This is a genomic window from Shewanella sp. 10N.286.52.A9 (genome assembly GCF_041468985.1).
GTDB classification, from domain to species: domain Bacteria; phylum Pseudomonadota; class Gammaproteobacteria; order Enterobacterales; family Shewanellaceae; genus Shewanella; species Shewanella japonica.
Window position 1 is genome coordinate 233,637 of the sequence record NZ_JBFRJQ010000006.1, and the last position, 13,179, is coordinate 246,815.

Here is a 13,179-nt window from a genome sequence, read left to right on the forward strand (position 1 = left end):
TATAATGTCGAAAATAATAATTAAAATGGATACAAAGTTGGTGTCAAATGCGCTGAAAATGATATCAGTGTTCGCATTGGCTCAATTTGCTGCAGCAAAAGCTTTTGCTGCCGATCCTATGATGATTACTGTTACCAAGGGATTTGGACTCACTTTATATGCTTCTGATTTAGGCGACGCTAAACAGATGGCAATTGGTAGCCAAGGCACGTTATTTGTTGGCTCTAAAAAGAGTGGCACTATCTATGCCTTGGTCGATTCAGATAATGACGGTCAGGTGAATAAACGATATTTAATCGGTAAAGGGTTAGAGTATCCTGAAGCCATTGCTTTTCACCAGGGCGATTTGTATGTTGCCGATGAAGATCGCATCCTTCGATACCCAGATATTGAGAATCGACTGCGCCGACCTGGACGCCCTAAGGAAGTGTACTCGGGTCTACCGAGTGTAGAGCGTAAACATGCTCGTGGCATGAAATTTGGTCCTGACGGTCGCCTTTACATTTCAATCGGCTCTCCGTGTAACGTCTGTGAAGCGCCAGCTCCTTTTGGCAGTATGCTTGCCATCGACCTTGATTCTGGCGATACAGAACAAGTTGCTTCTGGCTTACGTCGAGTTATCGGTTTTGATTGGGCACCGAGTACCAAACAATTATGGTTTGCTGATCAAGGCCGAAATTGGATGGGCGACAATATGCCGGCCGATGAGATTAACCGCATCGATGTTAAAGGTAGCCACTTTGGCTTTCCTTATGTACATGGAACCGATGTCGCTGAACCTGCCTTTAAAAAGCCTGATAACTTAAACGTAACAACGCCAGAGTTTGAACTCCCAGCACATGTTAAGCCAACCAGCTTACTTTTTTATTCAGGCAAGTTATTTCCTGAGCGTTACCATAACCAACTTTTTGTTGCCGAAAATGGCTCTTGGAATCGCTCAAGTAAGATTGGCTATCAGGTTGTGATGCTAACTCTTGATGACGACCAAGTTATTAAGCGTGAAAGAGTGGTAAGCTTTTTAGACGGAGAATTTCCCGTCGCTAGACCTTATGACCTGATTAATGCACCTGATGGTGCAATGTTCATCTCTGATGACTTAAAGGGCAATATTTATCGCTTATTTTATAAAGCGACAGAACAATCACAGGATACGAAATAATGAGTGATGCGATTGAATTAAGCCTCGATGGTGTAGAGCAAATGCCTCTGCGCCGCTTTACTGAAGAGGCTTATTTAAACTATTCAATGTACGTGATCATGGATCGCGCTTTGCCGCATATTGGCGATGGTTTAAAACCGGTTCAACGTCGTATTATCTATGCCATGAGCGAGTTAGGATTATCCGCTCAATCTAAACATAAGAAATCAGCCCGTACAGTCGGCGATGTGTTAGGTAAATATCACCCACATGGTGATAGTGCATGTTATGAAGCAATGGTGTTAATGGCACAACCATTCTCCTATCGCTACCCGTTAGTTGACGGTCAAGGAAACTGGGGTGCACCGGACGATCCTAAATCATTTGCTGCAATGCGTTATACCGAAGCAAAACTGTCAAAGTTTTCGGAAGTACTATTATCAGAGTTAGGTCAAGGTACGGTTGATTGGGGTGTTAACTTTGATGGCACAATGAAAGAGCCTAAGTCATTACCCGCTCGTTTACCTCATATCTTATTAAACGGTATCACGGGTATTGCAGTAGGTATGGCAACCGATATTCCGCCACATAATGCCAGAGAGTTAGTTTCGGCTTGTGTGGAGTTACTGGAAAATCCTAAGGCTGATTTAGCGCGCTTAATGGAGTTTGTTCCGGGACCTGATTACCCAACCTATGCAGAAATCATCACACCAAGTAAAGATATTGCCAAAATCTATGAAACCGGTCGTGGCTCTATCAAAATGCGCGCTGTATACGATAATGATAACGGTGAAATCGTTATCAGTGCACTACCTCATCAAGCTGGCAGTGGTAAGATTCTAGAACAAATCGCGAATCAAATGCAGGCTAAAAAGCTGCCTATGGTTGCGGATTTACGAGATGAATCAGATCATGAAAACCCGGTAAGGTTAGTGATTGTTCCTCGCTCAAATCGAGTTGATTGTGATCAGTTGATGGCGCATTTATTTGCTACTACCGATCTTGAGAAAAGCTTCCGAGTTAACTTGAATGTACTGGGTCTTGATGGCCGTCCAAAAGTGAAAGGCTTAAAAGAGCTATTAACTGAGTGGTTAACCTATCGTATTTCGACAGTCACTCGTCGCTTGCAATTCAGGCTCGATAAAGTACTCGCTCGACTACATATTCTTGATGCATTAATGATTGCGTTTTTGAATATCGATGAAGTCATCGAGATTATTCGTTTTCATGATGAACCCAAAGCGGAGTTAATGTCTCGCTTTGCGTTATCAGAAAAGCAAGCTGAAGCCATTTTAGATTTAAAACTTCGCCATCTAGCTAAGCTTGAAGAATTTAAAATTAAAGCTGAACAAGAAGAGTTGGCTGCTGAGCGTGACAAACTAGAGTTAATTTTAGGATCTGAGCGACGTTTAAAAACATTAGTTAAAAAAGAACTGATTCAAGACGGTGAAACGTTTGGTGATGATAGACGTTCACCTATCATTGAGCGTATAGAATCTAAAGCATTAACAGAGCAAGAATTGACGCCTGCTGAGTCTGTGACTGTTGTGTTATCTGAAAAAGGCTGGGTGCGTTGCGCTAAAGGTCACGATGTCGACGGTGAAGCACTCAATTACAAATCAGGTGATGCATTCTTATGCAGTGCGAGCGGTAAGAGTAACCAACCGAGTGTATTCATTGATTCGACTGGGCGGGCTTTTGCTACAGATACTCATACTTTACCTTCTGCGAGAAGTCAGGGTGAGCCAATTACCACTCGATTTAATTTATCGCCAGGTGCAGTTATGCGTCATGTACTACTTGGTACTGACTCGCAATGTTATTTATTAGCTAGTGATGCCGGTTATGGCTTTATTGGTTCGTATGCAGACATGGTAAGCCGAAATAAAGCCGGTAAAGCTTTGTTAAGTCTCCCAGCAAATGCGCAATCGTTAATGCCTAAACTTGTTAATAAAGGCGTAACACAGTCTATTATTGCAATTACCAATGAAGGCAGAATGCTGATATTTGATGTGGATGCTTTACCGCAATTATCGAAAGGTAAAGGTAATAAAATTATAGGTATTCCGACGGATCGTTCGAAGAGCCGTGAAGAGTTACTCATCCATTTAGATATTATCTCTGAAGATGCCTCAGTGACCTTGTGGGCTGGTAAACGTAAGTTGACCTTGAAACCATCTGATCTTGAGCATTACCGCGGTGAAAGAGGCCGTCGAGGCGCTAAATTACCTAGAGGTCTTCAACGCGTTGATAGTGTGCAAATCGAATTAGGTAACCAAGCAACTGAAACAGAAGTTGAAACGACTGAGTAAGACTATAAGCTCAATGATAGAGAATCATTGAGCGACTTTCTCGAGATAAAAAAATGCAGCCCTTAGGCTGCATTTTTTATGAATTTGATTGATATGAAATCTGCTGGAATAAGGTAGGGTTAGACCTTATGCAACTTCGTAGAAGTTTGGTTCAACATCCACTTGAGCTTTAATGATGTTAGTTGCCATACGTGAACATTTACCACATTGATCAGCCACACCTAAGCGCTTTTTAACGGCAGCTAAAGAGCTGTCGCCATGCTTGCTGACTGCTTCTCTAATTTGGGTATCAGTAATGCCGTGACAAAGACAAACGTACATAAAGCCTCTTCATTTATTCTGACTGCGTATCTTTTGCTTTATTGCAAAAGATTTTGTGCTTAATTAACTATAACGCAATTGTAAATGAAAACAGTTCTCATTGCTAATAACTTTTTTGACTAAATGAGTTTGAGGAGTAAAAGTAATGGTTATTACAAACTGTTAAATAGCTCACAAACTCAGTGAAAACACGAGTTGTGAAATAATTTAGGGTGCCGCCTGCAAACTGTAGTAAACCGTTAAACAACTCAAAGTGGCAACTTACAAAAAGTAGATTTAGCACTTTAGGTGAATATTCGGTCTCATTATGTGGTCACAAGCAAGGCTTTTAAGCTGAAAGTCTCAGCTTTAACTAATAACCTTTTATAAAGTCGACTTGATGTTTTAGCGGGTACTGTTGTCGCCACAAACGATAGTTATCAGCGAAGACCTCGACCACTTGCTCAGGGAAACTTGGTGCAGCGATATGCGGGGTGATTATGGCATTAGGACATTGCCAAATGGGGTGCTCACTGCTTAATGGTTCTTGATTAAAGACATCAAGTACCGCATGTTGTTTGGGTTGTTGTTTGAGCTGTTTTGCAAGAGCATCAAGGTCAAGCACATTACCCCTTCCTAAGTTAAAGAGCACAGATTCTGAAGGTAGCAGGGCTAGCATGTCGGCATTTAATAAATTCTCTGTATCGAGCGTGCTAGGTAAGATGCTCGCTATAGCTTGTGCCTTGGGTAAATAAGTTGCAAGCTGCTCGATAGTATCAATATGATCAAAATAGGGTTTACTGACGGCACTTTTACTTAGGCCTGTTACTGTCATTCCAAAATGTTTGGCTGTTTGTGCAATATGCTGCGCAATGGAGCCAGTGCCTAATAACAGTAAATGTTGACCCTGTAAGGTTCGGAAATTACCTGGAGCCCATTGTTGTTGTTGCTGTTGTTGTTTATATTTTGCATGTTCACGCTGATGAGCTAATAGGTAGCCAAATAAATACTCGCTCATTAGCGGTCCGAAAATACCTTTAATGTTCGTGAGAGCATAATCGTGGCGTTGCCTTGAGCCAGTAAGCTTATCAACGCCAGCAAAAGTCGATTGCATCCACTTGAGTTCAGAGCCTAAATTGAGCAGTGGGGCTGCCAGTTGAGGCTCAGCAAACCAGATATCGGCTTCACAAATACTGCTTGGATCATCTCCTAGAATGGTTAACTCAGGTAATTGGCAATGCGACAGCAGTTGACGGTATTTATCATTGTCTTGAGTTAGCAGTAGAAGTTTGTGTGCCATATGGTTTCCCAGTACGTTTTTATTGACATAAATTGAGGTTGTTTAATGAATCAAATCATAGCATTTCTAGCTAAAATTGGTGCAATGCTTCACCCTTGGATGAGTGAAATTGCCACTGCACTTGTGGCGTGCGCGATTGTTATATTTGCGACCGACATCAACCGTATATTACGAAAATCGTTAGCCGGCAGTGGCTTTTTTGTTCGCACGAGTGCATTTGTTATGATCAATGCTTTTGGCTACGGTTTGGCTATTGTTAGTATTAGTCCTTGGCTCGCAGGCCAACTCCGTAGCATGCCTTCGCAATGGATGCTGTTACTGGTCATAGGTATCTTTTTCGCCATTGGTGCTTGGGCGCAACGAAATAGGCAAGTGTGAGCCTTAACTCTAAATACTAATCCCTAAACCCTAAATAAGCACTCATAACCCATGCGCTAACTTATCCAAACCAATGTTGATGATCTTCATTAGCATTTTGACTCAAAAGTGCATCTGCGGCTTTATCGGGAAAGTTGCTGAAAATGCCATCAACGCCTAAGGCTTTTAAGGCCTGGATGTCTTCAGGGACATCAACCGTGTATACATATATTTTAGCCCCTCGTTGATGTGCATCTTTCACCATTTCATGAGTAACAAAATGAATATCCACATGAATGGAGTAGGCGCCTAACTGTGTAACGGATTCCGCATAATTGAGCGGGACACCAGAGAGAATTGGGGCGACTCTTGCCTCTGGAAGATGTTGTTTAACTTGCGCTAAGTACGGTTGATTGAACGATGAAATGAGTAATTGCGCTTGAGTAAAGTTTAACTGGCTAATAAGTGCAGGGTACATTTCAATTACTGGCATAGCGGTGTGATAGCCTTTAAGCTCGATATTGACGATACATCGACCATTTATCAGGCTCATCACTTGCCAAAATGTCGGAATTGAATGTTGCTTTATCTTGGCTTTATTGATGGCATCTTTGCGACTTAGATGAACTAAACCTTTGCCGGAAGTTTTGTTTTCAAGGCGTCTATCATGAAAAACATAAAGCTCACCTTCAACGTTATATACGTCTAATTCAATGGCTTGCACATTTAGTTGTAATGCTTTTTCCATTGCTGCTAAGGTGTTTTCTACTTCATAACCGCTAGCGCCGCGGTGGGCAAAAATTAGCATTGAGTTAACCTTTAATTATCTGATTAATATCACGAGGTTGGCCATTATTGATATGGATTTCCATCTGTGGATACGCCAACTCTACTTGGTTTTCTTTTAGCTTCTTACAAATGCGTTTATGCAGACTGTGTCGAAGAGGCCAGCGATCATTCATGTCCTTAGCATAAGATCTGACTTCATAATCTTGGGTGTGTTGGCCGAATCCCGCAAACCAGACTTCAGGCTCAGGGAAGCTAAGGGACAATTCAGACTCACGTACCGCTTGATGTAATAACGCTTCAACTTTTGATGGATCGGCGTCTCGCTGTACTGACACATTGACGATTACACGGGTTATAGGATCTGAAAGTGACCAATTGACTAATTGCTCTGTGATAAATGCCTTATTGGGCACAATAATTTCTTTTCTATCCCAGTCAACAATTGTGGTAGCACGTATTTCAATTTTACTGACGGTACCGGTTAAGTCACGAATCGTAACGGTATCGCCAATTCGGATTGGCTTTTCAAATAAAATAATTAAGCCAGAAATAAAGTTGGCAAAAATCTCTTGTAATCCGAAGCCTAAACCAACCGATAATGCCGCGACAAGCCATTGTAGTTTTGACCATTCAACACCTATGGTAGAAAAACCAACCAGAAGGCCAATAAATACCACAAGGTAGCTGCTGACAGTGGTGATTGCAAAGCCAGTGCCTGGTGTTAACTCTAAACGCTGCAGAATCGTTAGCTCTAATAAGCCAGGCAGGTTTTTGGCTATCATGGCCGAAAAACCAACAATAATGAACGAGAAGAATATTGACTTCAGTGTAATGGGGACTTGTTGTTCAATACCATTGACTACGGAATGAGTATTCCACAGGGTTATCCCATCTAAGAATGAAAATAATGCAGTATGAGTTTGTGAAATTAAGCCTAATAGGCTGCCAAAAAATGCCAAAATTAATAATGAACGAACCAAGCCTAAGGATTGGCTTGCAATGGTTTCTAAGTCAACAATTGGCTCTTCGTAATTTTCATTAGCGTCTGCTGCATGATTGAGTTCACCACGTTCTCGCTGGGCGAGACGCTCAGCACGGCGAGCTTTAGCACGGTCAAAAGCAATTAATCGACGCTCAATTAACATCCAGCGTTTGATTAATTGATAAAGCAGTAAAAATCCAAGCCCTAACAGCAATGACAACTGCACTTGCAGTAACACTTGGAACGCACTGAAGTAATAACCAACGGTAGCTAGCACCACACATCCGCAAGGCACGATAATTAAGAATGCCCACATGAGCTTATTTAGCAGCTTCATGTTTTTACCGTCATTTGCGCTTTCACGATAGTCAGTGATAAATGCGTACAAGTCTCGGTAGAGCACCAATAACGTAATGGTAAAGAGTAAAAAGGCGCCGCGACCAATGCTATTGCGGATTAACGAAGTATCTATGGCCTCAGTAAAGCCCATAATGCCGATAAGTGGCCAGCTGATAAGAATAAAGCGTAAGACTTTTTCTTGCATACGCCTGACAAGGGGTTGTGGTCGTCTAAAGTGACTGATCATAATCCCGTTATCTAATGACAATAGGGCGAAGAAACGATAGACCCAGTAACTACAACCGATAGACAGTACACCAACACCAATGGCGTGGACAAAGTTTAACTCTGAAGAGAATAAAATAAGGCCTGCAAGCAATAAAGGCAGCGGCTTTAATAATGAATAAACTAAAGATAAAACTAATGTTTTAGCGGTATAGATAAACTTATCTTGAGTTACATTACCGACATATTGTCCATAGCGTTCCATTGTTTGGTTAAACTTTGGGGTTAGTAAATCTTGAGCCATTAGACATAAGATCAAGATGATGACCCACCACGCCCAGTAAATATTTTGCGATTGCCAAGCCTGTTTTAACTTTTCTCTTTGTTGTGCTTGTGTCATCCACACCGTGGCATTTTTTAAATCAATCAGCCATAAACCACTAATACCTGCCGCATTAGGTACCCAAAATAAATGTTCATTTAGGGTGTTTTTAAGCTCTAAATATATTTGGTTGAGCTGCTCATAACTATTTCGCAGTTTAGCTTGTTCATTTAGGTAAACATCATAATTTTGTACCAGTTCTTCTATTAAACTTTGCTGTGATTCCAATAGCTTAATTTGGGTGTTATTTAAAAAATCTTGATTACTGAGCTGCTGTTTGTTTAAGGCTTTTTGCTGCTCAGCTTGATAACGCTTTAGTCTAGAGTCGGCGACTTCGGCCAGCAAGGCATCTTGACTCGGAGGTTTTGGGAGTGATTGCAACATCTGCAAAAAGCGGTCACCAAAGGCGGAATTCGTTTCAACCCACGTAATTTGCTCTTCGACATTGGCGAGCTGTAATGCATGGGCTTGGTATTGTCTTTCGGTTTTTTCTTGCAAGCTAATAACGGCGCTTATGCTATCTGTGATACGGATAAGCTCCTGAGCATATTGTTGGTTTTTATTACTGATTTCTTGCGAAACAACATCGGCAAGCTGCTGTTCATCGATGATGTTATTCGCAATGGTATTTGCTGCTTGTTGTTGGCGATGACGACTATTTTGTTTATTGAGCGCTTCAATCAGTTTTTCTTGCTGAGAATGCTCAATGCGCAGTAATTGCAGCTGCAATTGCGCGATTTGCTTTTGTTTAGGGCTGCTTGCATGCTCGGCTGATAAAGTTGCTATGTGTTGTTCTAATAATTGACCTTGCAACACATGTAATTGACCTAATGGGGTATCAACTGGTGCTAATTGAGTGCGCTTGAACTGATTAAGCGCATCTTTAGCCTGACGAATTAAGCTAGGTAATTGTTGCTGTCTTTTACTTAAGCTGAGTAATTGTTTACTGAGTTCATTTTCGGATTGTTTTTGCTCAGACAAATGATAATAAGCCATCGATGCTTGCTGGCTGATGTCAATTTTACTATCAACGAATACTTCGGGCGCTGGTTGATTGATTTGAGCAGTTAATTGCTCAAGAGTTGTCTCACTATTTTGTTCAAGTTCAAGATAGCTTTGTTCTTCATCATTCAGTTTTTCGATGCTGGCTTTAACATTATCGATTTGAGTTGGAATGTCGATGACTTGATTAGAATTATTACCTTGGGAAAAGCCCAAGCGTTTATCAAGCTGCAACGGAGAATTTGCAGAAGCAAAGAAAGTACAAAAGCAAAGTAGAAAAACCGCAATACGAAACATAGAAAAGAGATTGCTTGTGAGAGACTAATACAATGGTAACAAAAACCTGAGTTTACGCTTTATTTTTTTTGTTATTTTGCAGAGTTTCGAAGATTGCTGTGAGCAAGATAATCATTCCGCCAATTACTGTATTCATATTCACTTGTTCATTGAGCAATATGATGGCTAACAAGGTACCATAAAAGGGCTGTAGGCATGAGACTAGCCCAGCAGTTTTAGCACTTAGACTTCGCAGTGATGATGCAAATAATGCGTGTGGTGCAGCAGTAAAAAACACCCCTAGGACGACAATAGATAACCAAATATCTGCACTAATTGATGTGATATCGGTTTCTAACCATGGTGCAAGTACAATGACGGCAATCAAGGTTTGATAAAACATGGCTTGGGGGCCGCTATAGCGAGAGAAATATTGTTTATGGCAAATATTACGAGCTGTAAACAAGGCTGCAGAGATAATCCCTAAAGCAATACCGAAGGTAACATCGTTTTCTAAATTGGGCTCTGGTATCAGCATGATTACGCCAGTTAAAACAGCGATGCCAGAGAGAACATCAACCTTACGTAATCTACTTTGACTAAAAATTGGCTCGACAAGGACTGTCATTACCGGATAGGTGAAAAAAGCAATCATCCCGATTGAGACGGAAGCTAGCTGCATTGAGGCAAAATAAGTGACCCAGTGTAGGCTAACTAATACGCCAAGCCCTAAGGCAATAAAATAATCCTGAACATGTGAAAGCAACAAACGTTGTTGGTTAACTTTTACAATCGCAGCCAATACAAAAAAAGCGATGGCGCAGCGAAGCACGGTAATATCGAGGGCACTTAAAGGAATGATTTTAGAAAATAACGCCGTGCCACCAAAAAGTAACACGGCTATATGTAACTGCATGAGTCCGCTTTGAGTTGAATGAGCGGTCATTGATGTTCCACTCATTTCGGGGCCTTTTACAGTCACTACGTGCTGATTCGCTTACTTGAGGTGTGCGAAAGCTTGTCCCATACGGGTTGTTTCGGTTGGCTCAACACCTTCAGCAAAGGTATCAATGGCATCTTGACCAAACAACATGACCACAGTTGAACCTAATTTGAAGCGACCCATTTCAGCACCTTTTTCAAGTGTTAATGATTCAGGTCCTTCAGTTGGGTAATCCCATGTAAATACTTGCTTGCCGCATGGTGGGGTAACAGTACCTGCCCAAATGGTTTCAATACTGGCCACAATTGTTGCGCCAACTAGCACCATTGCTAATGGACCTACTTCAGTTTCAAAAATAGCGACGACACGTTCGTTGCGAGCAAACAGCCCAGGTACATTTTGCGCTGTTAATGGGTTTACTGAAAACAACTCACCAGGAATGTAAGTCATTTTAGATAAAGTGCCAGTCATTGGCATATGGATTCGGTGGTAATCCTTTGGTGCAAGGTAAATCGTCGCAAAGTCACCACCAGTAAAACGTTCAGCATCTTTTTGCTGACCACCTAATAGGGCAAGTGTGGTGTAATCATGGTTTTTAGCTTGGACAATTTTTCCAGCTTCAATTGGACCACATTGACTTACGGCACCGTCTACAGGATGCGCGATGATTTTGTCATCTGCAACGATTGGGCGTAAACCAGGTTTTAATGCGCGAGTGAAAAAAGCATTGAAAGTTTTGTATGCTTCAGGCTCACTTTCTGCAGCTTCTGACATATCAATCTTATATTGTTTGATAAACCATTTGATACCAGCGGTGGTAATTGCTCCCGCTTCAGCGGCTGCAAGTTTACCCACTAAACGTGACAGTAAATGTTTAGGTAAGATATATTGCAAAGCAATTTTAACAGAATCCAATTGAATACCCTTATTAGTTAGTTTTATCTTGAGTGTAAATAGTCATTTTCAGCAATACTGAATTAAAGATCGTCCGCTCTAAAGTGTCTGGCGTGACGTTGCTCGTCAAGGCTAGCAATGATTCGGTGATAGTTATTAAATCTATCTTCGGTTATTTTCCCATCTGCTAAGGCGGCTTGCAAGGCGCAGCCGGGATCATTACCGTGTTTACAGTCGCGAAACTTGCAAGTACCGATAAAATCTCTGAATTCAACAAAGCACCAGCCAACACGTGGAGCAGGCAAATGCCACAATGCAAATTCACGTACACCGGGTGAGTCGATTAAGTCTCCACCACTTTCGAAATGTAATAATTTTGCGGTAGTAGTAGTGTGTTGACCAAGGCCGGAATTATCTGAAACATCACCTACTTGTAGATCAGCATCTGGCATCAAGGCATTAATAAGGGATGATTTCCCTACGCCTGATTGACCTGCAAACACACTGATTTTATCAGACAGAAGGGATTTAATTTGCTCGACCCCTTCACCTGTATGACTGCTCACCATGTAGACTGGATAACCAATTTGCCGATATCGCTCAAGAGCCAGTTCGACTTCTTCTCGGTTATCATCATTTAATAAATCCATTTTATTAAGAATGATGACAGGTGGAATTTCAGTGTCTTCTGCGGCAACTAAATAGCGGTCGATAATTTGAGTCGTAAAACTCGGCAATATTGAAGAAACAATCAGTATTTGATCAATGTTGGCCGCGATGATTTTTACGCCGTCATATAAATCCGGGCGAGTTAATGAAGATGTGCGCGGATGAACCGCTTCTACAATGCCACCAATACCACGATCGGTTTCTGTCGCAAGACGCACCAGTACCTTGTCACCTGTCACTAGACTGGTGATGTTTCGGCGAAGGTTACAACGGGCGACGATGCCATCTTCAGTTTCAATATCTGCATGTTGACCAAAACGGGAAATTACGATTCCCTGCTGTTCTGGCCCAAGTAGACTATCCTGTAAATCATTAGCCGTATCAGGTTTGTCTTTACGCTTAAGGCGTTTACTTTGATTGTCGCGCATTCGGCGCTTTTGACTTTGGCTTAGCGGTTTCTTTTTACTCACAGGCGAATCTTCATTAATTAGGTGTTTTTTTGTCGTATAAAAAAACAGTATGATACACCCTCTTTAATAAAAAAGCCTGAATTTAGGGCTTTTGACAGAATAAGGCAGATATTATGGCTGTAAACTCGAGTAATCTGATTTGGGTTGATTTAGAAATGACGGGTTTAGAGCCCAGTGTCGATCGAATTATTGAAATTGCGACGATAGTGACAGATCAAGAATTGAATATAATTGCCCAAGGCCCAGTGATGGCAGTTCATCAATCTGATGACGTGCTTAATGGCATGGATGATTGGAATCAAAAGCATCATGGTGAATCCGGATTGATTGAACGTGTTATAAGCAGTCAATATTCTGAAGAAGATGTAATTAAAGCCACGATTGAGTTTTTAGAGCAATATGTTCCGAAAGGCGCGTCGCCTATGTGTGGTAACAGCATTGGTCAAGATCGCCGTTTCTTGAATAAATACATGCCTGAATTAGAGGATTTCTTCCATTATCGCAATATCGATGTGAGCACAATTAAAGAGCTGACTAATCGTTGGAAGCCTGAAGTAATGAAAGGCTTTAGTAAGAAGAATACCCATCAAGCATTGGAAGATATCAAGGAATCCATTGCTGAATTGCAGTTTTATCGCCAAGAAGTATTTAAAATTTAAGCAAACGAACTTTTTTTTTAAATTAGGGGTTGCAGTGTAGTGAATATTACATATAATGCGGCCTCAACTTTTTACAGCAAGATTCATTACTGAATGAAGTTGAAGATTGAAAATTGCAGCACCAAGATGCGACATTAGCTCA

Annotated in this window: 11 protein-coding genes; 4 read left to right on the top strand and 7 right to left on the bottom strand. The window is 41.3% G+C overall.

All coding sequences use genetic code 11. The features are described from left to right. Positions 1-58: 58 nt before the first annotated feature. Positions 59-1,159, top strand: coding sequence for a sorbosone dehydrogenase family protein (locus tag AB4128_RS06145; RefSeq protein ID WP_055023611.1), 1,101 nt, complete (start codon positions 59-61; stop codon positions 1,157-1,159). Then, positions 1,159-3,450 carry a DNA topoisomerase IV subunit A gene (gene parC / locus AB4128_RS06150; protein ID WP_372037248.1) on the top strand — a complete coding sequence of 764 codons (2,292 nt, stop codon included), beginning with the start codon at positions 1,159-1,161 and terminating at the stop codon, positions 3,448-3,450. The genes AB4128_RS06145 and parC overlap by 1 nt, the downstream gene beginning before the upstream one ends. A gap of 126 nt (positions 3,451-3,576) precedes the next feature. On the opposite strand, the gene AB4128_RS06155 is transcribed toward parC, so the two are convergent. Further along, a complete protein-coding gene (locus AB4128_RS06155) occupies positions 3,577-3,771 on the bottom strand; it encodes a bacterioferritin-associated ferredoxin (RefSeq protein WP_372037249.1) in 195 nt (64 codons plus the stop codon). A gap of 352 nt (positions 3,772-4,123) precedes the next feature. Further along, the gene (locus tag AB4128_RS06160; RefSeq protein WP_055023427.1) at positions 4,124-5,050 is read right to left on the bottom strand and encodes a D-2-hydroxyacid dehydrogenase; all 927 of its coding nucleotides are present in this window, start codon (positions 5,048-5,050) and stop codon (positions 4,124-4,126) included. Between the two features lie 45 nt (positions 5,051-5,095). Here AB4128_RS06160 and AB4128_RS06165 point away from each other — a divergent pair, with 45 nt between their 5' ends. Next, positions 5,096-5,428: a DUF3392 domain-containing protein gene (locus AB4128_RS06165; protein ID WP_055023426.1), complete on the top strand. Its 333-nt coding sequence runs from the start codon at positions 5,096-5,098 to the stop codon at positions 5,426-5,428. A 61-nt stretch (positions 5,429-5,489) separates the two neighbouring features. Here the strand turns inward: AB4128_RS06165 and AB4128_RS06170 are convergent, their stop codons facing one another. From AB4128_RS06170 to rsgA, 5 genes are all read right to left on the bottom strand, one after another. Then, entirely contained in the window at positions 5,490-6,215 is a 726-nt protein-coding gene (locus tag AB4128_RS06170) for a glycerophosphodiester phosphodiesterase (RefSeq protein WP_055023425.1), read from the bottom strand. A gap of 4 nt (positions 6,216-6,219) precedes the next feature. Then, a complete protein-coding gene (locus AB4128_RS06175; protein WP_372037250.1) occupies positions 6,220-9,423 on the bottom strand; it encodes a mechanosensitive ion channel domain-containing protein in 3,204 nt (1,067 codons plus the stop codon). Positions 9,424-9,475: 52 nt separating this feature from the next. Next, on the bottom strand, positions 9,476-10,363 hold the full coding sequence (locus AB4128_RS06180) for a DMT family transporter (protein WP_231919111.1): 888 nt from the start codon (positions 10,361-10,363) through the stop codon (positions 9,476-9,478). Between the two features lie 36 nt (positions 10,364-10,399). After that, positions 10,400-11,260, bottom strand: coding sequence for an archaetidylserine decarboxylase (gene asd, locus AB4128_RS06185; protein ID WP_055023423.1), 861 nt, complete (start codon positions 11,258-11,260; stop codon positions 10,400-10,402). A 62-nt stretch (positions 11,261-11,322) separates the two neighbouring features. Beyond that, entirely contained in the window at positions 11,323-12,378 is a 1,056-nt protein-coding gene (gene rsgA / locus AB4128_RS06190; RefSeq protein WP_065109428.1) for a small ribosomal subunit biogenesis GTPase RsgA, read from the bottom strand. Positions 12,379-12,491: 113 nt separating this feature from the next. Between rsgA and orn the strand changes: the two genes are divergently transcribed. Next, complete coding sequence (gene orn, locus AB4128_RS06195) at positions 12,492-13,037, top strand: oligoribonuclease (protein WP_372037251.1); 546 nt, start codon at positions 12,492-12,494, stop codon at positions 13,035-13,037. Positions 13,038-13,179 lie beyond the last annotated feature (142 nt).